This window comes from Halomicronema sp. CCY15110 (assembly GCF_016888165.1).
GTDB lineage: Bacteria > Cyanobacteriota > Cyanobacteriia > Phormidesmidales > Phormidesmidaceae > Halomicronema.
Genome location: NZ_JACSWC010000158.1, coordinates 1 through 22,124, shown reverse-complemented (window position 1 = coordinate 22,124; position 22,124 = coordinate 1). Strand labels below are relative to the sequence as shown.

General features: G+C 54.0%; 17 protein-coding genes. 9 read left to right on the top strand and 8 right to left on the bottom strand.

The genetic code is table 11. From position 1 onward, the window contains the following. Positions 1-65 precede the first annotated feature (65 nt). From JUK32_RS03475 to ndhL, 3 genes are all read right to left on the bottom strand, one after another. The gene (locus JUK32_RS03475; RefSeq protein WP_239112291.1) at positions 66-815 is read right to left on the bottom strand and encodes an ABC transporter ATP-binding protein; all 750 of its coding nucleotides are present in this window, start codon (positions 813-815) and stop codon (positions 66-68) included. A 79-nt stretch (positions 816-894) separates the two neighbouring features. Beyond that, positions 895-2,526, bottom strand: a complete 1,632-nt coding sequence (locus tag JUK32_RS03470; RefSeq protein WP_309224478.1) for an alpha-amylase family protein — start codon at positions 2,524-2,526, stop codon at positions 895-897. 99 nt (positions 2,527-2,625) lie between these two features. Beyond that, complete coding sequence (ndhL, locus tag JUK32_RS03465; RefSeq protein WP_204137457.1) at positions 2,626-2,871, bottom strand: NAD(P)H-quinone oxidoreductase subunit L; 246 nt, start codon at positions 2,869-2,871, stop codon at positions 2,626-2,628. Positions 2,872-3,698: 827 nt separating this feature from the next. On the opposite strand from ndhL, the gene JUK32_RS03460 reads away from it, so the two are divergent. Both JUK32_RS03460 and JUK32_RS03455 read left to right on the top strand, forming a co-directional pair. Then, the gene (locus JUK32_RS03460) at positions 3,699-3,839 is read left to right on the top strand and encodes a hypothetical protein (protein ID WP_204137456.1); all 141 of its coding nucleotides are present in this window, start codon (positions 3,699-3,701) and stop codon (positions 3,837-3,839) included. Positions 3,840-4,410: 571 nt separating this feature from the next. Next, on the top strand, positions 4,411-5,769 hold the full coding sequence (locus JUK32_RS03455; protein ID WP_204137455.1) for a hypothetical protein: 1,359 nt from the start codon (positions 4,411-4,413) through the stop codon (positions 5,767-5,769). Between the two features lie 74 nt (positions 5,770-5,843). On the opposite strand, the gene JUK32_RS03450 is transcribed toward JUK32_RS03455, so the two are convergent. Further along, positions 5,844-7,319 carry a PLP-dependent aminotransferase family protein gene (locus JUK32_RS03450; RefSeq protein ID WP_204137454.1) on the bottom strand — a complete coding sequence of 492 codons (1,476 nt, stop codon included), beginning with the start codon at positions 7,317-7,319 and terminating at the stop codon, positions 5,844-5,846. A gap of 277 nt (positions 7,320-7,596) precedes the next feature. On the opposite strand from JUK32_RS03450, the gene JUK32_RS03445 reads away from it, so the two are divergent. Both JUK32_RS03445 and JUK32_RS03440 read left to right on the top strand, forming a co-directional pair. Then, on the top strand, positions 7,597-7,893 hold the full coding sequence (locus tag JUK32_RS03445; protein ID WP_204137453.1) for a hypothetical protein: 297 nt from the start codon (positions 7,597-7,599) through the stop codon (positions 7,891-7,893). 30 nt (positions 7,894-7,923) lie between these two features. Continuing rightward, positions 7,924-8,520, top strand: coding sequence for a GNAT family N-acetyltransferase (locus JUK32_RS03440; RefSeq protein WP_204137452.1), 597 nt, complete (start codon positions 7,924-7,926; stop codon positions 8,518-8,520). A gap of 135 nt (positions 8,521-8,655) precedes the next feature. On the opposite strand, the gene JUK32_RS03435 is transcribed toward JUK32_RS03440, so the two are convergent. Then, positions 8,656-9,432 (bottom strand): LEVG family PEP-CTERM protein, encoded by a 777-nt coding sequence (locus tag JUK32_RS03435; RefSeq protein ID WP_204137451.1) that lies wholly within the window; start codon positions 9,430-9,432, stop codon positions 8,656-8,658. A 511-nt stretch (positions 9,433-9,943) separates the two neighbouring features. Here JUK32_RS03435 and JUK32_RS03430 point away from each other — a divergent pair. Together JUK32_RS03430 and JUK32_RS03425 are read left to right on the top strand one after the other, a co-directional pair. Continuing rightward, positions 9,944-10,861 carry a branched-chain amino acid transaminase gene (locus tag JUK32_RS03430; protein WP_204137450.1) on the top strand — a complete coding sequence of 306 codons (918 nt, stop codon included), beginning with the start codon at positions 9,944-9,946 and terminating at the stop codon, positions 10,859-10,861. Positions 10,862-10,992: 131 nt separating this feature from the next. Then, positions 10,993-11,385 (top strand): PH domain-containing protein, encoded by a 393-nt coding sequence (locus JUK32_RS03425; protein WP_204137449.1) that lies wholly within the window; start codon positions 10,993-10,995, stop codon positions 11,383-11,385. Between the two features lie 276 nt (positions 11,386-11,661). Here the strand turns inward: JUK32_RS03425 and JUK32_RS03420 are convergent, their stop codons facing one another. Continuing rightward, the gene (locus JUK32_RS03420; RefSeq protein WP_239112289.1) at positions 11,662-14,022 is read right to left on the bottom strand and encodes an NACHT domain-containing NTPase; all 2,361 of its coding nucleotides are present in this window, start codon (positions 14,020-14,022) and stop codon (positions 11,662-11,664) included. A gap of 209 nt (positions 14,023-14,231) precedes the next feature. Here JUK32_RS03420 and JUK32_RS03415 point away from each other — a divergent pair, with 209 nt between their 5' ends. Further along, complete coding sequence (locus tag JUK32_RS03415) at positions 14,232-14,459, top strand: hypothetical protein (RefSeq protein WP_204137448.1); 228 nt, start codon at positions 14,232-14,234, stop codon at positions 14,457-14,459. A gap of 37 nt (positions 14,460-14,496) precedes the next feature. Here JUK32_RS03415 and JUK32_RS03410 read toward each other — a convergent pair whose 3' ends face one another. Further along, positions 14,497-15,099 (bottom strand): LppP/LprE family lipoprotein, encoded by a 603-nt coding sequence (locus JUK32_RS03410; protein ID WP_239112288.1) that lies wholly within the window; start codon positions 15,097-15,099, stop codon positions 14,497-14,499. Between the two features lie 305 nt (positions 15,100-15,404). Between JUK32_RS03410 and JUK32_RS03405 the strand changes: the two genes are divergently transcribed. Continuing rightward, on the top strand, positions 15,405-16,817 hold the full coding sequence (locus tag JUK32_RS03405; protein ID WP_204137447.1) for an IctB family putative bicarbonate transporter: 1,413 nt from the start codon (positions 15,405-15,407) through the stop codon (positions 16,815-16,817). A gap of 452 nt (positions 16,818-17,269) precedes the next feature. Continuing rightward, on the top strand, positions 17,270-19,066 hold the full coding sequence (locus JUK32_RS03400) for a tetratricopeptide repeat protein (protein WP_204137446.1): 1,797 nt from the start codon (positions 17,270-17,272) through the stop codon (positions 19,064-19,066). A gap of 51 nt (positions 19,067-19,117) precedes the next feature. Here JUK32_RS03400 and glgP read toward each other — a convergent pair whose 3' ends face one another. Next, complete coding sequence (gene glgP / locus JUK32_RS03395; RefSeq protein ID WP_204137445.1) at positions 19,118-21,760, bottom strand: alpha-glucan family phosphorylase; 2,643 nt, start codon at positions 21,758-21,760, stop codon at positions 19,118-19,120. Positions 21,761-22,124 lie beyond the last annotated feature (364 nt).

Genomic DNA, 22,124 nt, shown 5'->3' with positions numbered 1-22,124 from the left:
CCATAATTTGGGTTAGCTGAGTTTCCTTCATCCATCGTCAATGACAGTGCTGCCGCCGTGGAGTGTCAGACCTCCTGGGGCGACAAATGATCATTCACAATGTGGCCATCACTGACCTGAATGATGCGCTTACTGTAGCAAGCCACCTCATGGGAATGGGTGACCATCACAATGGTCATGCCGCTGGCGTGCAGTTCATCAAAGATCGTCATGACGGTCTCGGCAGAATGGGTATCCAGCGCTCCGGTCGGCTCGTCCGCCAACAAGAGCAGAGGCCGGTTGACAATGGCGCGGGCGATCGCCACTCGCTGCTGCTGCCCGCCCGACAGTTGACTGGGACGTTTATCCAGCCGATGGCCCAGCCCCATGCGCCGCAGCGCTGCGGTGGCCAGACGTTGCCGCTGGCGTCGTCCCACCCCCGCATACATCAACGGCAAAATCACATTTTCCAGAGCCGTCAGATTATTCAACAGTTCGTAGCGCTGAAACACAAAGCCAATCTGGCGATTGCGTAGCCGCGCCAAGCGATTTTTGCTCAGGTGCGACACGTTGACGCCATCCAGTTCATAGCGCCCGCGACTCGGCTGATCCAGACAGCCGATGATGTTCATCAGAGTGGTCTTGCCCGAGCCAGATTCGCCCATAATGGCGCAATATTCGCCCCGGTGAATGGTCAGGGTAATGCGATCGCAGGCTTTGATCATCGCTTCCCCCGTGCCGTAGATCCGCGAAATCTGTTCTAGCTGCACAACGGGCTGCAGCGGCATCATGACGCCCGGCGGCTGGGGGGCCGTCCCAGATACGAATAGGGTCATAGCGGTAAGCTTGAGTTCGCTTCGATTTTAACTTGCGAATTAGTTCCGGTCGTCTGCGCGACTCATCCCCTGTCCTCAGCTACTCATGTATCAGCGCCGCTTGATGTAGAGCGATCGCTGACATCGCCGCTACCGTCGTCCGAAACTGTCCCGTCTCATCCACGGTAATGACGCGATCGCAGTCGCCATTGGCCTGAATTTCCGCACTCATCACTTCGCAATAATCGCCCGCCGGGAGCTGAGTTTGAAAGGTATGGGTCAGCGTTGTCGATTCACGGTTGATCACGACAAAGCCGCGATCTCCCCGCCCAAAGGCAATCTGATTGCTACCGTTGCTCCACCAGTCCGTTACCGTAGACTGTTCTTGGGTCGCCGCCCGAAACGCCACCATCGCCATAATTTCCGGCTGGCGGTGCTCACAGACCCATTCGCCCCCACAGCCGAGGCGATCGGGCGAATAAACGGTGCGGGTGCGACCCGCCGCCGTCGCAGGCGGGCCTTGATCAGAAGTTTCGAAAGCGTAGCTCGACATGATCCGGGGCTGACCGTAGGGATACGCCAGCATAAACACCATCGCCAGGGTATGCAAATCCCCAGATTGATACGTGACATAGTTGCCACCCCCACCATGCCCCCGCTGCTTATCGTGATTGTCGATAAACACCACCGCTTGCTGACTCGGCACTAAATCAGCGATGGATAGCGCTTCGAGTAAATCCGCCGGGGAGCGATCGCCCGCATTCAAAAACGCCTCCCCCACTAACCGACCATACTCAAAGTCAATCACATGGCCCGCCTCGTAATAGTCGTGCTTTTTAATCGCCTCCGTGCCGGGGTCGATGACCTCTTGGTAGATGAAAGGATCGGCATCCAGGCGATCTCGCACCTGCTGCAAAATCGCCGCCAGTTCTTCACTGCGTATATGCTTAGCCGCATCAATGCGAAATCCGGCAATCCCCAAACTCGCCAAATCAACCAAATAATCGGCTAACTGGCCCTGCACCGACGGCAAAGCGGTGTTCAAGTCGGGCAGTCCCACCAACTCACACTGGGTTACTTCATCGGCGTTTTGATAATCACGAATCGACTGCTGACAATGGTTGAAGTCTGCGGAGCCGTACAACCCTGGGTAGTGATATCGGCGAAAGATCGTTCCCGCAGAGCCCGGCGCTGAGTCGATCGCCGCCATGTGATTGATCACCACATCGGCATAAACCTCGACTCCAACGGCCCGGCAGCGCTGCACCATGTCCGCCAACTGCGCGCGATCGCCGCTGCGGCTAATGAGCTGATAGCTCACCGGCTGATACCGTTGCCACCACGGAAACCCCAGTTCCGGTACGATGACGTGCTCTTGCGGCGGCGAAATCTGCACCGCCTGATAGCCCTGCGGCCCCAGCACCCGCTCGCATTCCTGGGCGATGTCCGGCCAGGTCCACTCAAATAAATGGACGATGACGCCCGCTTCTGGCGTTGGCACGGTGGCTCCCGGTGCCGTCGCCAGATGCAGTGACTCAGCCGGAGCCCCCCCGCTACAGCTGCCCAGCAAGGCCACCCCTACCAGTCCCCAGCGTCGCCACCTGCCTGCCCCAACGTCCATGCCATTGCTCCAGATGCCTGACAAACCCCGTATTCTCTCGCCCAAGCAAATGCGATCGCTCATGTACTGGCGAATGCGCACCCGAGAGAAAATAATCGATTGCGTCAGCACCCAACGAAATCATTTTCCGACGAGCTGGCCCTCAACTATGTGCCGGCCAAGCCCATCAACGACAGTGGTTAAGGAAACCCGTGGTAAACCCCACAAGGTCTAAGAATTCAGCGATCGTGGCTGCGGGCGAAAGTTCAAAAAGGGGCTCAGCAGCAACATGCCGGGAAAAAAGACAAACATCAATCCGTACAGCACAAACCGCTCGACCGAACTCACCTTATGCCATTTTGCCTTGAGGTAAAACAGAATCGCCGCCGGAATCACCAGCAAATAAGCGATCGCCAGACCGCCATACAGACCAAGACTAATCAAAGTGTCTAAAGAGAGGGGCAACGTTTCCAACATGCAATTCTCCAGTAAATGGCTGGGCCGCGACACTGCACTGGCCCCACAGTCAACATGACATAACTTCCGTAAACATATTCTAAGGGCAAGACGATTCTTGGTAGAAAGATGATCGATAGTGGAGTTTCATCTGTAATATAGATATTCCTGAGGGTTTGACTCTTAGGCACAACCAGGGGGCGTGGCGGAATGGTAGACGCTACGGACTTAGAAAACTGAGCCTCAGCGGAGAAATCTGTTGAGTGGAAGCTCTCAAACTCAGGGAAACCTAAATTCTCTTTCGGTCAGCGTTTAATCGCTTGCAGTGATTGAGAACATGGCAATCCTGAGCCAAGCCAACCAAATGCCATCTGCTCGACAGACTTGGTTGGAAGGTGCAGAGGCCCGACGGGAGCTACCCTAACGCGCGAGGCGAGGGTAAAGGGAGGGTCCAATTCTCAAAGCTAAGGAAAGTGTTTCACTTATCCCTTGGCAGCAGCGAAAGCTGCGGGAGGATGAAAATCCGTTGACCGTTAAGGTCGTGAGGGTTCAAGTCCCTCCGCCCCCATTCTTAAACTTTTATCCCAGCGCTGGTTGATCAGTCGCTGAGGCTCATTGGATAGCCAAAAATATCAAACCAACAGCGCTAGCGACTCTGCTCGATCAACGAGATTGTTCTTTAGACAGGTCATACAGGCCGTCGAGGATGGAGAATTGTGCTCGCCGACTCAATAGATTTCTCCTCACTGCTGATGCACCTAAAATGCATCCATCAGGTTCACCATCTACCGTTTGCATCTTTGACGACTCACTTTCGTTCATCCATCCATCGTTTTGACTGATTCCAATTGCCTGGTCAAGGTGCCTGTGCTGCCGTCGGCAAGACTATTGCTGCCGACGCGATGGCGCTCATCCCGACTTTGTATCTGCGCTATTTAACGCTCTCCCTCAATCCCTTTCCCAGTAACCTCGGCGAAATTAACCGTTAGCAGCACTGGCTGACTGACAACCGTTTTCGAGCCCCCCCAGCCCCAACTTTGGGGGAGCAAGGGCCGAAAGGCTCCCGACGTTTGGGGATTTATTGAGTGGATAAGGCGTGGGCAAGTTTGCAAAATATGTCGCCAGCGGTACCAGTTTTGAGGGGGAGATTTTGGAGTTAGTGGTTTCCCCCCTCTTCCCAATTGTGACATTAGAAGGTTGGCGAATAGTCAAACCCTGCTTTCCCCGCAGGACGGGCGGTTTGCGATGTTGGGACACCCTTGGGCGAGGCGCTTAGCAGCCAATAATTAACTGTCGCCAGCATTATTTATTCACACAGCCGAGAGTAAATCAGTCCGTTTTGACAAATTTGTTGGTACTTTAAACGGATTCGTGGTCATCGACGTTGAAGGATATGGATACACGGTGTCATCGTTGGTTTCACTGAACTTAACCGGCCATATCACTAATCCAGATGCGAACGGCGTTGCGCGATCTACGTATTTCGAGCAACAATCGGCACATTCTTGATTGGCGATGGACACTCCAACCGCAGTATGTCCTGGGTAGATGAAGATTGATATGACGAGGGTTGATACTTTTGTGGTAGATCGCAGTCAACAACCAGGCGTGCAACGCTACCAGCGATCTCAGGTCAGCGTTCACGAAGCTCAAGAAACGATCTTCAGCTTTTTGCTAAGTATTGTAAAGACCTGGGAGGTCGAAGATGTTTTAGCGCAGTTCAAGCAACTATTTTTTGAGCATGGTGAGACTGCCAGCACTGAGGTTTCTTCAGGGATTTATGCCTTACTGTTCAACAATAATGAGCAAGAATTTCGCAATACGCTGAAGCGATCTTGCTACATTTTGATCAATAACTGGGAAGTGGCGCGCGAATACCAAGCGATCCAAGACCTCGTCGAGCTTTTCAAGGGCTCTACTCTCAACAAATATACGGTTTCCCCCAGTCTGAAACGGCTGCGGACTTGGGTGGCAAATTTTGCCCAGAGCAGCGACTTTGAAGAACTGAAGTTGTTTGCCGCCAGATTTACTGAGGTAGAGACACCGTGGACTTCTCGATACACGTCTTATCTGCTCATTCAGCAATACATCAATACTGACAACCCTTTAGAACAGCGGGAAGCGGCACGATCGCTATCACGGAAGCTGAAAGATCAGTACAAGATGGATCTGGCGATGTACACGGCCCATTCTCAGAACTTTACAGATTCAAGTCAGAAGCGCCTGAAGAACCCCACGGTGCTTGGAGATGGCGCACTACGTTTGATTAAGGCGATCGTGGCACGGAAGGGTCAGTATAGTTACAAAAGCTTGGCTAACTTGTTTTCAGAGCAAGTTCAAGACTTGAACTATGGCAGCTTTAAAAAAAGCCTCGTTGAGTATTTAACCTACTCTGTGAAGCAGCCTGACGTCGTCAAAACCCTCAAACATAATCTTGGTCAAAAGCTGAGTCGGCTATACGTTGAGCACGATCGCGACCCCATTGATCCTTCTTTACGGCTGCGCACCTGTAATCGCATTATTGATGCGCTGATGACGGAAGATCAGCGATCGCCGTCGCCGTTGTTCACATTATTACTTTCGCAAAGCAGCTCAATTTTGCTTGCGATCTTGCTGCTTAAGATCGTGTTGGTCTCCAAAAGTTCTCACCATTATTTAGAAGCCCGTATTGCTGACTTAATCCGCTATTACGACCAGTTTCCAAGCGAACAGTGCAATTGGGTAATCAATTTTTTAGAGGTCTTTCAAGTTACGTTTGCGATTCACACTGAGAATATTGAATACAACCTGATTTCGCCTGAACGTCAAGGTTCAGACAATTTTAATTACGAAAAGCGTACTTGGACGACGGAAGAAATTGAAGCTTGTCGTATCTTTTCTCGCATTGTGACGGCCCAAGAGGGAGAGACAACTGAATAAGGGGTTGAGGTCATTGTTGTTATGCAAAGCAACCCCTTTAAAGCAGCCTCTAAAGTCCCGCTGGCGACTCTGGATCACGACATGTCGCTGAGCCATTGCTGGGCAAGTTGTTTCTTGGCGAGTTGCCCCAGGGTTTGCATCGCCTGATCTAGCGAGTCTGACCAGGGCACAGCGGTATTGAGGCGGAAGCAGTTGCAATAATCATGCCCCGATGCGGAAAACATAAAGCCGGGCACCACACTGATGTTTTGCGCTAGGGCGGCTTGGTGAAAAGCGAAGGCATCGAATCCGGCAGGCATTTCGACCCACAGGACATGACCCCCGTTGGGGCGGGTCACGCGGCTCTCGGCGGGAAAGTAGTCGGCGATCGCCTGTTGCAGGCGGGTCATCTGTTCCTGATAGGCCCGACGCAGTTGGCGCAGATGACGGTCAAAGCCGCCGTTAGTCAGAAAGGCAGCGGCGGTGAGTTGCGGGGCGATCGCAGTGCTCAGGTTAGTGACCGACTTGTGACTGGTGACTGCGGCTTGATAACGCCCCCCAGCGCACCAACCAATGCGTAAGCCGGGCGATAGCACTTTGCTCAGCGACGAGCAATACAGAACGCGATTTTCGGTATCAAAAGCTTTGATGGCTTTGGGGCGATCGCCGGTAAAGTACAGCTCGCCGTAAACATCATCTTCAATCAACGGCACGTCATAGCGGTTCAGCAGAGTCATTAGCCGTTTTTTCTTGTCATCATCCATACAGCTACCGAGGGGATTACTAAAGTTTGAAACCAGCAGCAGCACCTTGATTTGTTGAGTCTGCAAGGCCGCCTCTAGATGCGCCAGGCTGATGCCCTCCCGAGGGTGGGTTGGCAGCGTCAAAGCTTTGAGGTTGAGTCTTTTGAGACTTTCGAGCAGGGTGTGATAGGTCGGTGATTCCACTGCTACGGTGTCACCCGGCTGAGTCACCACCTGCAACGAGAAATACAGCGCCTCTGATGCCCCGTTCGTAATGAGCAAGTCGTCTGGGGCAACCGCACAACCTGTATTGAGCATCCGTTTAGCAATTTCGGCTCGCAATCCTTCATCCCCCAGGGGACTGGCATAGGCGTGGGCGTATTCTGGGCGATCGCGCAAAATTTTGCCCGTTAGTCGATTTAGCTGCGTCAGCGGCATTAGCGACAGGGCGGGCAGTGCCGTTCCTAACTGAACGATTTCGGGATTTTGAGCCGCGAGCATCAGCCGCAGGGATAATGGCGTATCGATTTCGCGCGCCTCGTCGGTGGCGGGGGTCGTAATAGCTGGTTCTTGCAGCAGATTCAGCGCAGTGGATTTGACGTAGTAGCCAGACTGCGGCCGCACGGTGACCAGGCCGCGATCTTCCAGCAGGCGATACGCTTCTAACACCGTCGATGTGCTTACCGACAGCTGTTGCCGCAGTTTGCGCACCGAGGGTAGGCGATCGCCCGTCTTCAGCGTTCCTTCCAGAATCAGAGTTTGCAGCCGCTCGGCCACCTGCTCATACAGCACCTGGTCGGCTTCTAATGTAATCGGCGAAAGTTTCATGACGTCACCTGGGACTGGCTGGAGGATTGACCGAGAGGAGAAAGTTAGCGATTTCCGGTGGCCATGCGGCGCAACAGAAGGCTGAGACGTGACGGGATGAGCTTGATTTGAGGGCGGCTAAACAGTTGGCCTCACATTTGACCGGAACAGTTTCTAGAATTTAAACTGTTACCAGAACAATCTATCGCGACTGCCTCTGTTCGGCTAGGGGCAAATCGCTGATACTAAATCCAGGCCGAATCGATTCGAGCTGATCTTTCACCCGGAGGACAGACTCGTGCAACCGGAACATGTTTACGCCCGTTTAGAGCAACTTCAACCCGAACCTCGTCTGGATGGCTCGTCCCATCAAGATTTGGGGGCTCCCAAGGCGACATCAGCCCCTCGCTGGCAGCGCTGGGGGCAAAGTCTATGGCGCTACTTTGTGGGCTCCACTGCGCCCCGCATTCAACGGCGGCACGATCGCGCTGGCCGCCTCTATTACCGGGTATATGATCCGGTTGATCAGCGTCATTACACCTTTGACTCAGAACCGGAGGTGCGGGTTTGGTTAGAGGGGCGGTATTATCAATAGCGCCAAACTTGCCGGAGGGCGATCGCTCCCATGAAAATCCCACTCACGACTTGGTATTTGGAAATGCGATCGCCCGACGACTTGCGTCCGAAGCGGGCCAACTTACCGGGGCTGACGGTGCAGCAAGCCAGCATTCCTAGCCCCGAATTTAGCCGCTTTCTATATACCAGCGTGGGCGGCCACTGGCACTGGAGCGATCGGCTACCGTGGACCTATGACCAGTGGCTCGCCCACCTCAGCCGCCCCGAACTCGAAACCTGGGTGGCTTATCTCGCCGGGACACCAGCTGGCTATTGTGAACTGATTGTCCAGCCCGATCAAAGTGTCAAAATTGAATACTTTGGCCTCTTGCCGCAGTTCATCGGGCAGGGCATTGGCGGGCACCTGCTCACTTGCGCCATTGAGCGCGCTTGGGAGCAGACAACTCGGCGGGTGTGGCTCGATACCTGTTCGTTAGATAGCCAACACGCTTATAAAAACTACGAAGCACGGGGCTTTACCCGCTATAAAACTGAGAACACAGTAGTCGTTCTGCCGGACGCCTCTCCCGGCCCCTGGCCCGACGCTGCCGCGCCCGCGCCCCCCGTTGCCGGTGTGGCCCACACCTTTTCCACTCCAACCCCATAATTGATCCCCAAATTGCCAGTTTCAGGTCTCCCAATCAGGTATTTGCCAGATTTTTGGATCGCTAAAAAAGCTGCCGCTTCTAGGTCAGAAACGGCAGCAAGGCGATGTTTAACGAACATTTAGGAGATCTTGCGGCTATGCCGAGGGGCTGTCAGACGGGCGCTTGCGGAGGCCAAATCCCCCTGCCACGGCAAAGGCACCTAAGCCCATCATTAAACCCGGTTCGGGCACTGCGGCCACGCCATCAAGTTGGAAGTTGACCCCGTCACCAGTGCCACCATGACGCTCACCCAGATTCAGGAGAATCGACTTAACACCCGTTAGCGTCGTTTCTTGAACGTTGTTGTTGCTCCCGGCGGCGATTGTCCCGGCGGCAACCTCGTTACCATTAAGGTCGAAAGCAGTGTAGCGAGTACCCCCTTGCCGCTCGGTGTCAAACCAGTTCACCGTCAAGTCACTGAGGGCTTGGGTAAAGGTGAATAAAAAGGTTCCGACCTCAAGCTGCCCTTTCTCGACCAGCGTGGTCTCGCCATCTGCTTTCATTGCCGCAGGACGGAACCAATAGTCGCCAGAGCCATCAGAGGTGCCGATATCTGTGGATTTGAACCTGACACCGCCGTACTTGTTGGCAGTTCCCGATTGATCGACAAATAAGCGACTTTTGGTATTTGTCGAGCTGTCTTTAAGACTGACAACAGATTCAATTAGAGGGCCTAAATTCAAGTAAGAACAGCCGTCAGGGGTCGGTAGGCAAGCCCCTAAACCGACATTCACTTCGCCTTCTTTCTGAGGAACTAGTGAATTAGCCTCGGCCTCTGGGGCGATCGCGCCTACCCCCATCACGGACGCTGCCAGCATTGGGGCGACATAACCGATTTTCTGCAAAGAGCGAATGAGTGAATTCTTAGTCATACGTTTTCCTTGAATTTAAGTGTGCGGTTTGTGGTTGGCTGCTCAGAGGGGAGAACTTGAATTGACCCATCCAAGACAACCGTAATCAACACACCCCTGTGACTAAAACAACTCTAATTTGGCCGTCAGCTTAGTGAAATAGCGGGGGATTGAAATTTATACGGAATTCAAGCGATCGCGGTTTCTGTAAAAGCTTTAACTATGTGAAGGGGCTTCACTGAAGGCAGTTGCAGTTCATGAGGGACACGCACAATTACGACAGTCCGTATAACCTGATTCCAAAGATACGCGAGCAGACACCTGGTGCGATGATGTTTCTGGCTGCGCATCGCCGCAGCTTGGTAGGTGTAATCGGTGACTTAGCAAGTTGCGGTGTAAAGCCAGCATCCGTCAGGGCGGCTTACACACCTCAGGCACCACCAATACTTTACGGTTTACAAACATCGGCATTCCCTAAAGTCGGATTTTTTACGACAATACATTCACCCACTGACAGAGTTAGGAAACTCCGATGCCACAGTTCCTGCCCATTGCCTATTTTCAGCAAAAGTTTTGCCCCTTCGCAGAGGCGACTATCTCCATTGCCACCCACGGACTGCACTACGGCACCGGAGCCTTTGGCGGCCTGCGCGGCCTGCCAGACCCGGCCAACCCCCAACAAGCGCTGCTATTTCGGTTAGAGCGGCACTGTCAACGCCTCAGCCAAAGTGCCAAATTTTTGCAGTACGACCTGGAAGCTGGGCAGATCAAGTCAGTCATTATCGACTTTGTGAAAAAGAATCGGCCCACGGAACCGTTCTACATTCGCCCGCTGGTCTACACGTCGGACTTGGGCATTGCCCCTCGGGTGCATGATGTTGACCATGATTTTGCGGTGTATGGCCTGCCCCTGGGCGATTATCTGTCGCCCGAGGGCATTACCTGTCGCATCAGCTCTTGGCAGCGCCCGTCGGATCTCAATCTGCCCCTGCGCGGCAAAATCACGGGCTGCTACATCAACTCGTCCCTGGCGAAAACCGAGGCCAAAAAGTCCGGCTTTGATGAGGCCATTATGCTGAACTCTCAAGGCAAGGTCAGCGAAGCGTCGGGCATGAATATCTTTTTGGTGCGGGAGGGGCAACTCATCACCCCTGGTGTCGATCAAGACATTTTGGAAGGCATCACCCGCAACAGTGTGATTCAAGTGGCCCGCGACTTGGGAATGTCGGTGGTGGAACGGGCGGTCGATCGCACCGAACTGCTCATTGCCGACGAAGTGTTTCTCTGCGGCACCGCTGCCCGCATTGCCCCGGTCAAGCGCATCGAAAACTACGCTCTGCCCACCGATCGCCCCGTCACTACTCAGTTGCAGGATCTGTTGAAGGCGATCGTCGAAAACCGCGAACCCAAATATCGCGACTGGGTCGATGTGATTCCGCTGGAGAGCTAAGACTCGGGACTCAGGGAGGTGAGGCGAACGGACACCCCAACCGCGATCGCCCGCCAGATTGCCCGCCGCACTTGGCTGGGCCTGAGTAAACTGGGGTGACTGGCAAGATCACGGCGAGAGGGAACGGTGAGATGGTGTTCAAATCAGCGATCGATACTTGGTATTACGTCATGATTGCCGTCACTGCAATCATCCTGGCTGTGGCTTTGGTCGGGCTGCTGAAATCGGGCGCGATCGCTGGGATGGTGATTGTCCTTTTGGCGGCGGTGTTATCCCTGGGCTTGCCGATTTGGCTGATGTTGACGACGAATTACACGGTGCGTACCGATGTGCTGGATGTGCGATCGGGGCCGTTTCGGTGGCGCATTCCCCGCAGCGAAATTTACAGCATTCAACCGTCGCGATCGCTCCTCTCCGCGCCTGCTCTCTCCCTCAATCGGTTAGAAATTCAATACGGCCAAAGCAAAACCATTCTGGTGTCGCCCGCCGATCCTGAGGCGTTTCGAGAGGCGATCGGGGTTTGATCTACGGATGTATCAGGAACTTGGCCTTATTGGAGAGCGGCATCCCTAGCCTGCTTAGCCCACTGCTGGTGCCCAATCTCATCTAGTTTCTGTCGTGGAGGGTTGACATCTTGCCCAACCTCACCGCCTGCGGCACCTCTCCTTCGCAAGGAGAGGTTTAATGACGATTCCGGTTCCTCTCCTTGCGCTTGGCGAAGCCTGCCCAGAGGGCTTAGGAGAGGCTAGGTGAGGTTCTGCCCGCCCATCCCCAACTCCAGTTCTCACCTTCGACGGAGGTTAATTCTTGGGAACTGGGATCTGCTCAATCTCGCTCATGGGCAACAGCAGCGTGTCTTCTATATATTGCCGGGTGGCTTTGGTGACGTAGCAGTCGCTGTTGAGGCATTCGACTAGCAGTTTGTTAGCGTCGTAGTACTGTTGCAACTTTACTTTTTGCGCATCGGTGAACTGCCAATTATGACCAATATTTCGATACTTGATCATCACTTGGCGCAATTGACCAATCCAGCCTACCCCATGCTCCTTCCACCATTGCCAATAAGCATAAGTATCTGAGTCTCGAAAACTGGGCAATTGTGCACTTAACTTATCAATCTGATGCTTTAGTGTCGGATTGCTCTCTGCTGCTATTGTGGCAGTGCTGTTGAGGTCGAGATTGAAGGCACGGGGAAGGGCGCAGTTCAAGTCGCGGAAGAAAGCGAGAGAAGCGAGAGAGAAGATATGGGCACTCGCGTGGGAGAGGGTGCGGGAGAGGGCTCCGTCGAGCGAGAGGGCGAGGGATGGGGCTCCGTCGAGCGAGAGGGCGAGGACGCGGGAGAGGGCGAAGACGCGGGAGAAGTCGAAAACGCGAGAGAGGTAATGCGCTCGGACGGCAGCAGGCTTATAGGAAACACCGACCGACTCAGCCTTTTGCGCTGCCCAGCTCATCAAGGCTTGCAGATCATCGTATTCGGCCAACAATAAATCGACTTGCTGCTTTATTGATATCAATAGCTCATCCGCTTTGGGCAGCATGCTGACGGTGAGCAAAAAGATTTCTCGATAACGCTTTTCGATGGCATGCTTGGCGAGATTCGTGAGGGCTTGGGGGAATTGAGCCGTGGGTCGGGTGATTTGCTTGGCAGTGAAATATTCTTGAAACGTCAGGTGCGAAAAGGAGTAGATGCCCCGTGCCCGCTCCACCAGTAAGCCATGCTGCGCCTCAATAGATTTCAGTACCGCTTCGCTGTCAAGTTGCAGGGCCTCCTCATCTTCCTGGGCTCCCGGCAAATTACGGATGTAGTCGATAATGTGCTGCTCCACCACCGACTGTTTGAAGAAGTAGTCTCCTTTTTCAAAGGTGGCAAAAGCTAGTTGGCTGAGCAGGTCTTCTTTGCGCTTGAGCGACAGCTTTTTGTAGACCTGATCCCGCTCAATGTTGCGCTTGGCGTCCCACTTTTTCAGCAGCACATCCAGCCCTTCTTTATATAGTTCCGCGCGGTTAGCTGGAAAGTCATTCGCCTCACCAAACACCAGACACAGCAGCGTCAACAGCAGCGGGTTGGTCGCCAGTTCTTGAATCGGCTCATTGTCCTCCAGCCGTTGAATCAAGGTTTCGCCCTTTTCTGGGTCTTGCTTGGCGGTGAACCATTTCGTGGCAAATTCTGCGATCTGCTCCTGGTCAAAGTCCGCCACCTCCACTTCGGTAAAGTGCTGAAAGGTATATTCCCTTGCGGCAATGCGACAGGTCATCACAAACTGGCAATCGCGATACTGCCTCGTAAAGTCTTTAATGTCCTGCAAGATGCGGTCATGGTCGGTCTCCTGCACCTCATCCAACCCATCCAGCAAAATCAGCGCTCCACCCGCCCTCAAGATCTGCGCCGACGCCTCGGCGTCTTCAACACCGCAGGCACCCCACTGTTGGCCGATGTAGGTTTGCAAGTCGGGCTGCCCCTTCGCCTCGGCAAACTCCTTCAGCGTCACAAACATGGGCACCCGTCCCGCCTGAAACTCGCCCTGGTTGCACAGCGTCGCCAGCCGCTTCATAAAGGTGGTTTTGCCCGCTCCTGGCTTACCCAGCACCATGAGCTGGCGGTGGCGCTCCACTGCTTCCAAGCCCGGTACCCGCTCATGGCGGATTTGCCCCAGCGAGAAGCGGTCAAAGTTTTCCAGGTCGCAGTCTTGCAGCAGTTCGTTCAGCCCCAGGCGTCGCCGCCCCGACAGCTTTTCAAGGATGTTGACGTTGGTGTAGATGTCACCAATGCCGATAGGCTGCTCCATATCCAGCACCCGCATCGTGCCGCAGCGATGATGGATGTCGGCCCGTACCTGTTGGCGCACGGTTTGCACTAAGGCGTCAATATCCGTCTCAGGGCCATAAACATCCGAGTTGTCCGGCAGTTCCTTCCGATATTGCGCCGATAGAAAATCGTGCAGCCTGCGTAGCTTCCCCGGCCCTTTTCCACCAATGCTGAACTTGCCATACACACCGCTCATGCGATTACGCAAGGCATTGACGCTGATGTGCAATGCCTCCGCATCGTCTTGTTCACTTTGCTGCTCACCCAATCGTTTTATGAGTGCTTCTGTTTGCTCAGGTGACAACTCGTATTGCTTTGCAATAGTTTCCAGAAAGCTTGAAGGCAAAGGTTGCATAGCTCTAGCAGACAAAACTTTGGGTTGCTCAAAGCGTAACTCACTGATCGCGATGAGGGAGGCTCCCTGCTGCGCTCTCGAATGGGTCAATCTGGCAACGATTGGAATTAAGTCAGGCTAAGTCAGGGAAGTCAGGCTGAAGTTAGAGAGAAAACTCCAAATCCCCCTTGCGACAGTAGATACAACCACGCAAGGGAGACTTGATTCTAATGAAAACCGTTCACTTCCAAGCTATCTTTACTGCCGTTTTTTGCTTGACCCTAACCTCGGGCGGGGCCGCGTTTTACCTGGGCAGTCAGCCCACCCTGAGCCCGGCGCAAAATCGGTTGTTTGACGGGGCTAACGCCACCTGGACAATGGGCACTACGACGCTGATCGGCTTGCTCGCCAGCCAGTCCAACGACGATGATGATGAGGCCGATCGCGATGAGCAGTAACGTGCGAAAACAGCGCGATCGCCTCAGTTAGTCCAAGCTAGGGCTGGGGGCGATCTGTCGTGTCTGCCGGGAGCTGGGGCACCAACACCGGGCCGTCTTCAGTGGCCTCAATGCTGTAAAAGATGCGGCTCTCTGCCGAGGCGCAGCACAACGCATCATCCGGCGCATAGCGGTTGAAGAAAGCATCAATCGAGCCATCGTTATACAGCCGCACATCGTACAGGCTGCCATCCGTGCGAGCGTCCATCAAATTGGGGGAGAGTGTGCCCGCAAAATCGCCATCCACAAAGACAAACGCCTGATAGCTAAAGGGGCGACACATGCCATCCGCATTGGCCATGCCCATCACCAAGGTTGTGTCGCCAAAGATGTAAGCCGGGCCAGTCAAAGTCCAGCCAGCGGCCTCCACCAGCGCATCTTCATACAATCGCGGCGAGCGAAAGGTGCGCTCACATTCGGCTAGGTTGGAATATTCCAGTTCCGGGGCCATCGGCATCGCTGCTCCGGGCGTATTCCAATTGGTCTTATCATCTAGCCAGGTGCCGTCTTGCGTCGTTTGAGCGATCGCCCCCGGAGCCAACCAAGCCGTTCCCAACGTCAAGGCCCCAGCCATTGCCATCGTTGATGCAGAAAATCTCATCTAAATCACCTCTCTAAAAATTGGCTGAATTATCGCCACCCTTCAGCAAATCACGATCAGCCCCTCAGCCTGAGGGCATGGCAAAAGATTTAATAAACTCCCAGCAAAGCTTTTGAGACTGCTGGTTTTCGTAGCAAACAAACGGCCTCCTGGCGATACCCCCAACAGATGAGATGTGTGCTCGTTATCTATTCCTGGAGCTCGCTGAATTCTCCAGTCAGACAACCGTTAGGTTAATCTGACGCCGCAAACCCATCAGAATGATGCAGAATAAAGCCTAGTTATTTTGGGGCGATCGATTCCCGATGTTGAGCAACGTTTGGCAAAGTGTGACTCTCAATCGCTTAGCGCTATCACAATGGCGTGAAGTCAGTGTGCTACATCGGTTATTAGGGTTTGCCCGGGTCTGGCGACAGGGTAGTTTTTTGTTGCAGTGGGGCGAGGCGATCGCCCTCGGTATTGTGGCAATTTTGTTCGCCCTCGCCCCCTACGTACCCACATCGCTCATCGGCGTCTTGTTAATTGCCTGTAGCGCCTTTTGGCTACTGCTAACGCTGACGGACAACGCGGGGGAAGGGCTGACACCTATTCACTTAGTCGTCATCGCCTATTGGGGGGTGATGGTCCTGGCGACCGCGTTGTCTCCCGTGCGGGGGGCCGCGATCGCTGGGTTGATCAAACTCACGCTCAATGTCCTGCTATTTCTGCTGATGGCGCGGGTATTGCGACAGCCGCGACTGCGCACCACGTTGATCACGGTGTACCTACTCACTGCCTTAGTGGTCTCCGTGTTTGGACTCCGCCAATGGTTCTTTGGGGCCGATGCCCTGGCCACTTGGGTTGACCCCACCTCGAACTTGGCAGGCACCACGCGGGTTTATAGCTTTCTGGGCAATCCTAACCTGCTAGCGGGCTACCTCATTCCTGCCGTGATGCTGAGTGGGAGTGCGATCTTTGCCTGGCCGCGCTGGACTCCTAAGCTGTTAGCGATGGTGTCGCTGCTGGTCAACATGGCTTGTTTAGTCCTGACGTTTAGCCGGGGCGGTTGGCTCGGCTTTATCGCCGCCGGATTCACCCTATTAGTCTTGCTCGTGCAGTTTTGGAGCCTGCGGTTCAACACATTTTGGCGGCAGTGGGCGATGCCAATCTTGCTGGGCGGCTCAGCGGCGTTTTTGTTTGTCAGCATCGCTGCCCTCGATCCGCTGCGCGATCGCGTCATGAGCATCTTTGCCGGACGCAGCGACAGCAGCAACAACTTTCGGATCAATGTCTGGATGGCCGTGATCGACATGATCAAAGCCCGCCCCATCCTCGGCATTGGCCCTGGCAACGATGCGTTTAATCAGGTTTATCCACTCTTTCAGCGTCCGCGCTACACCGCCCTTAGCGCTTACTCCGTCTTTTTGGAAATTGCGGTAGAAGCGGGCCTGATTGGTTTGGCCTGCTTTGTCTGGCTGCTTGCCGTCACCTTTGGGCAGGGCTGGCGGCGGTTGCAACAACTGCGCGAAACCCAATCTGTGCAGGCTTATTGGCTCATGGCCGCGATCTCGACCATGACGGGGATGCTCGTCCATGGCCTCGTCGACACCATCTGGTTTCGCCCCCAGGTCAGCACCCTGTGGTGGCTCATGTTAGCGATCGTGGCGAGTTACTATCACAACCATCAACAACTCTTTGACCGCAATCAAGCCGCCTTCGAAAGCACTCACCAAGCATGAGGCTGAATTACAAAATGATGAAATTTTCGCAAAGAAGGCTCATCCGTTGGCTCATGTGGCGGTCGAATAGCGACACTATACTCAAGCGTGTAAATGAGCTGGTGCAGGGTTAATCGGCTTCAGCACAATGCACCGAGTCTTGAGAAGCAGGGAGGGATCGATTCATTCAGGTGAAGTTCAGCATTATCACCCTTTCCATTGTTAGTAAAAAACTGTTAGAGCATTAGCAGGTCTTGGGCGAGTGGATAAGTCATTAATTGGCAGCTTCTTTTCAATCACTGACTGGGCAAATGTTATCGATATCAATACAAGGATGCTCTTTAAACCATGTAAAAGCTGATCCTGGCACAGCTTTCAGAACGATTAAAATGTCTGTGAGTTGCCTGGCTCTGCACTGATTTAAAGGCTCTTTAACGTTTCTTTTGTGTAGATAGCTTTAAGGGTGCGATTGCATGTCCCTACAGATTTTAGGTAGCCGATATAGCATTATTCAACCATTGGGGGGAGGAGGATTTGGCCAAACGTTTCTGGCTAACGATCTTCATCTACCTGGACATCCCTGTTGCGTCGTCAAGCGTCTACAGCCCCGCAACACTGATGGCATTTCCCTCGACTCGGCTCGTCGGTTGTTCAACAGTGAAGCGGAAGCCCTGTACACCTTGGGCAATCACGATCAGATTCCCCGATTGCTCGCTCACTTTGAAGAGAATCGGCACTTTTATTTAGCTCAAGAATATATTCAAGGCGACTTATTAACCGAAGAAATTCATCCTGGGGCGCAGCTTTCGGAAACTCAAACCGTTGAAATGATTCAGGACATCCTGACGACCCTCTGCACTGTTCATGATCATGGGGTGATTCATCGCGATATCAAGCCATCCAATTTGATTCGCCGAGCGCGCGATCGCAAAATTGTGCTAATCGATTTTGGCGCGGTCAAGCAAATCAGCAATCAACCCCTGGATGAAGCGACGCCCTACAGCATGACGGTTGCCGTCGGCTCATTGGGGTACATGCCTAACGAACAACTGGCGGGTCAACCTTGCCTGAGTAGTGATATCTACGCGGTCGGGATCTTGGCATTACAAGCCCTCATGGGTCGTGATCCAAAGCGCATTCCCAAAGACCCCACCACCAGTGAACTTATGTGGCGGAATTTGGTCTCAATCAGACCAGAACTCGCCAATGTTTTAGATAAGATGGTGTGCTATGACTATCGCCAGCGCTACGCCAATGCGAGAGCCGCCTTGGCGGCCCTGAATCAAGCAACGGCTCCCTCTCCGGGAACAGCAAACCACCCCAATCCCCAAATTGATCTAACTTCCCAAGCGCTAGAGGCCCATGTGGCCTGGTTAGAACGCGCGGACGAATTGTTTGAACAAAATCGCTTCCATGAAGCGGCGCGCTGTTACGAAAAGGTGGTCAAGGTGCAACCCAATGCCACGACGGCTTGGTTCAAGTTGGGTATGGCCCTCGACCACATCGAGCAATACGCCTTAGCGGTCGAAGCCTATCAGACCGTGACTGAACGCCAGTCTGAAGATTATTTGGCCTGGCTTAAATTGGGCAAAGTGAGAGAGCGCCTAGGGCAGTATGAAGCAGCGCTTGTGGCTTACGATGAAGTGCTTAAACTGCAACCCAAAAACTATTGGGTGTGGGCCGATCGCGGTCAAATTTTGGAAAAAACGGAACGGGTAGAGGAAGCGCTAGCAGCTTACGATCGCGCCATTGAGCTCAAACCTGACTTTCAACTGGCTCAAGAGCGTCGAAAGCAACTCCTCATTACGCTCAAGCGGGTGGACGAACTCTACACCTTGCAGCATTACGACGATGCGATCGCCGCCTGTGATCAGGCGCTCAAAGAAAATCCTCAAGATGCTACCCTGTGGCTGATGCGAGGCATGGCGCTCGAAAATCAACAGGATTTAGCCGCTGCGGCGATCGCTTACAACACCGTCATCCGCTTACAACCGGACGATCACATGGCCTGGTTTCGCCTAGGCACCGTACTCGAAGAACTGGGACATCCCAAGCGGGCGGCCAAGGCCTACGGTAATGTTACCCGCCTACAGCCCCACAACCATTGGGCCTGGTATCAGCGGGGGCGCATGTTAGAACAGCTGGCGGATTATCGCGCCGCGATCGCCGCCTACCAAAAAGCGGCCAAGCTCCAGCCCACCTTCGACTCAGCCCAAACTGCTTGCCAAAGACTGTTGGGAAAGACCCTTTCCCTGAGTAGTGTCCGGTAAACTCAGGGGTACAAATCTCCGGGATCCAGAGCCGTCTGCCATCGCCAGACTTCAAGACGGGTGGGGCGTAGCCGGGGCCGTAGGAGCCACAGGGGGCGCGCTAGACTCCATATTGATAGCCACTTCTTCGGGATTGGCCCAGAGCATGAGCCGCGTCTCTAGGGAACTGTGTAAATAACGATGTCGAGGGAGTAGCCGGAGGGATAAGCCCTGCAAACCACTGGTGACGTACTGCATCTCGGTGGCATATAAGCTTTTGCCATCGGCATCTTGGCCTTGATAGTCCATGGCGATGGCGATGCCCGTATGCATTTCCCCATCCACTTGCACGGTGCCTTGATAAAGTTCGACTAGAACATCTTCCGGGCTTAATTTTCCCAAAGAAATTTTAGCCTGAACATTGAAGGTTTCGTTGACTTGCAGGTCTGACGGCGCAGCAATGTTAATAGCTTGGATTTTCGTGTCATACCAATGCTCATACAGGCGGTTATGCCAGGCGGCGAGTTCTTTGGCGGGGGCGTACTGGTCAGCACTCAACTGGTGCAAGCGATCGCTCACCATGAAGTAAGCGCGCCGGGTATATTCCTTCACCATCCGCGAGGTGTTGAACCGAGGCGTATTGAGGTGGATCGCATCCTTCATTTTGGCGACCCAGCCCCGGGGGGTGTCGTTCTCGTCGCGATCGTAGAAGAGCGGCACCACTTCTTTTTCAATGAGTTCATACAGCGCATTTGCTTCCACTTCATCTTGGTAATCGGGGTCGTCATACTCTTCGCCAGAGCCGATCGCCCACCCGGTTCTGACGTGGTCGGCTTCATCCCACCAACCGTCGAGCACACTTAGATTCAGCAAGCCGTTCATCGCCGCTTTCATGCCGCTGGTGCCCGAGGCTTCACGGGGGCGACGGGGATTGTTGAGCCAGATATCAGCTCCGGCAACCATGGCGCGGGCGGTGTGAATGTCATAGTTGGGCACAAACACAATCGAGCCATCTAGCCCTTCATCCCGCGTGAAGTGGATAATGCTGCGGATGAGTTCTTTGCCGGGAATGTCTTTGGGATGCGCCTTGCCGGCAATGACAAACTGGACGCGCCGATTTCTTTGGCCGCCGCCGGTGATAATTTTACGAATCCGTTCTACGTCGCGGAGAAATAAGGTGGCGCGTTTATAGGTGGCAAACCGCCGCGCAAAGCCAATGGTCAAGACCGAGGGATCTAGGACTTCTGCGGCTTTGGCGACTTCTGTGGGGGCAGCATCGCGCTCCAGCAAACTTTTCTGCAAGTGACTGCGCACATACTTGACTAACTGCGAGCGGCAGAGTTCGTGGTTGCGCCACAGTTCTTCATCAGGAATGGATTTGACTCGCTCCCAGAGGGCATCTTGGGCTCCCGCCTGCGACCAGTTCGGGCCGAGGTAGCGATCGTAAAGCTCTTGAGTCGGCTTAGCGACACAACTGCGGGCATGCACCCCATTGGTGATGGCGGTGATGGGCACTTCCGGTTGAGGCAAATCTTGCCACAGCCCACCAAACATATCGCGTGAGACGGCCCCATGTAACTGACTCACCCCGTTGACAAAGGAAGCCGTTTTAATCGCGAGTACGGCCATGCTAAACGGGGTTGAGAGATTGCCGGTATCTTCGCGCCCCAGGGCGAGAAATTCGTCATCGGCGAGGCCAAATTTGCGGGCGTAGCGACCGAGGTAATACAGAATTTTGTCAGCGCCGAACAGGTCAATGCCAGCCGGTACGGGGGTATGGGTGGTGAAAATTTGGCTAGACGCAGCTACCTGTAAGGCTTCGGCATAAGTTAAGCTATCGCCCTCCATGAAGCGGCGAATCCGCTCTAGGGCCAGGAAGGCGGAATGGCCCTCGTTCATGTGGTAAGCCGTGGGTTTCAGCCCCAATGCCTCCAGCATCCGGACACCGCCAATCCCCAGCATGATTTCTTGGTGAATCCGCATATCAATATCGCCGCCGTAGAGGCGATCGCAGATGTCCTGATCGTATTGATTATTCGGCTCGATGTTGGTGTCGAGTAAATAGAGCGGCACCCTGCCAACCTGCACTCGCCAGACGCGAGCATAGACCGTGCGGCCAGGATATTCCACCGCAATGCGAATTTCGGAGCCTTGGTCATCGCGCTCCAGTTCTAGCGGCATATTGTAAAAGTCATTGACCGGATAGCGCTCCTGCTGCCAGCCATCGGCGTTGAAATATTGGGCAAAATACCCTTCTTGATAGAGCAGCCCCACCCCCACCAGGGGTAACCCCAAATCGCTGGCTGATTTGAGATGGTCGCCTGCCAGTACGCCTAATCCCCCCGAATAAACGGGCATACAAGAAGTCAGCCCAAACTCCATCGAGAAGTAGGCATAGCACTCGCCCGCCTGAGCTCGGTTTCGGTGGTGCCAGGTGCGCTCGCTCAGGTAATCTTCCAGCCGCTGTGCCGCGCGATCGGCTTGGGCGACAAAGCCCTCATCGTCCGCGATCGCCTGCAAGCGTTGCTGGTTCAGCATCCCTAACATCAACACGGGATTGTAGTGGCTCGATTCCCACAGGTCTGGATCTAAGCGGCGAAATAGCTCGATGGTATCGACATCCCAGTCCCACTGCAGGTTATAAGCCAGCTTTTTTAAGCCGGCCAAGCGAGGTGGCAAAGCAGGCGTGACGTTAAAGGTGCGAATTGGGCGCATAGTTCCAAGCTGTCTACAGAGCGTTAATCATGCGATCGCAGTTTATCGAGGTCGTTGGTCCATGGCCTCTGACTACGGCAATAAACGTAATTGTGACGACAAATGGAAGCGACACCAAGCCCCTTAACACTCTTTTGGGGATTGTCATCTCAAAACATTGAGTTATGTACGCAATGTCAGGTCATCTCGCCGGGGAAAAGCTAACTTCACCCTTGGGATTGATGTAAGTAGATAGGCAAAATTATTTCACAAACGGGTTTCGACTCCGCTCAACCCTCAACTTCTGGCCTGCCAAGCAATATCGCTGATTGAGCGGAGTCGAAATCAGCCACCAGGCTATCGTTTAATTAGGCCCAGCTACTTA

Excerpts from the sequence above, each read along its gene's own strand:
- JUK32_RS03475 (WP_239112291.1), bottom strand. The coding sequence starts at position 815 with ATGACCCTATTCGTATCTGGGACGGCCCCCCAGCCGCCGGGCGTCATG.
- ndhL (WP_204137457.1), bottom strand. The coding sequence starts at position 2,871 with ATGTTGGAAACGTTGCCCCTCTCTTTAGACACTTTGATTAGTCTTGGT.
- JUK32_RS03455 (WP_204137455.1), top strand. The coding sequence starts at position 4,411 with ATGACGAGGGTTGATACTTTTGTGGTAGATCGCAGTCAACAACCAGGC.
- JUK32_RS03450 (WP_204137454.1), bottom strand. The coding sequence starts at position 7,319 with ATGAAACTTTCGCCGATTACATTAGAAGCCGACCAGGTGCTGTATGAG.
- JUK32_RS03440 (WP_204137452.1), top strand. The coding sequence starts at position 7,924 with ATGAAAATCCCACTCACGACTTGGTATTTGGAAATGCGATCGCCCGAC.
- JUK32_RS03435 (WP_204137451.1), bottom strand. The coding sequence starts at position 9,432 with ATGACTAAGAATTCACTCATTCGCTCTTTGCAGAAAATCGGTTATGTC.
- JUK32_RS03430 (WP_204137450.1), top strand. The coding sequence starts at position 9,944 with ATGCCACAGTTCCTGCCCATTGCCTATTTTCAGCAAAAGTTTTGCCCC.
- JUK32_RS03425 (WP_204137449.1), top strand. The coding sequence starts at position 10,993 with ATGGTGTTCAAATCAGCGATCGATACTTGGTATTACGTCATGATTGCC.
- JUK32_RS03420 (WP_239112289.1), bottom strand. The coding sequence starts at position 14,022 with ATGCAACCTTTGCCTTCAAGCTTTCTGGAAACTATTGCAAAGCAATAC.
- JUK32_RS03415 (WP_204137448.1), top strand. The coding sequence starts at position 14,232 with ATGAAAACCGTTCACTTCCAAGCTATCTTTACTGCCGTTTTTTGCTTG.
- JUK32_RS03410 (WP_239112288.1), bottom strand. The coding sequence starts at position 15,099 with ATGAGATTTTCTGCATCAACGATGGCAATGGCTGGGGCCTTGACGTTG.
- JUK32_RS03405 (WP_204137447.1), top strand. The coding sequence starts at position 15,405 with ATGTTGAGCAACGTTTGGCAAAGTGTGACTCTCAATCGCTTAGCGCTA.
- JUK32_RS03400 (WP_204137446.1), top strand. The coding sequence starts at position 17,270 with ATGTCCCTACAGATTTTAGGTAGCCGATATAGCATTATTCAACCATTG.
- glgP (WP_204137445.1), bottom strand. The coding sequence starts at position 21,760 with ATGCGCCCAATTCGCACCTTTAACGTCACGCCTGCTTTGCCACCTCGC.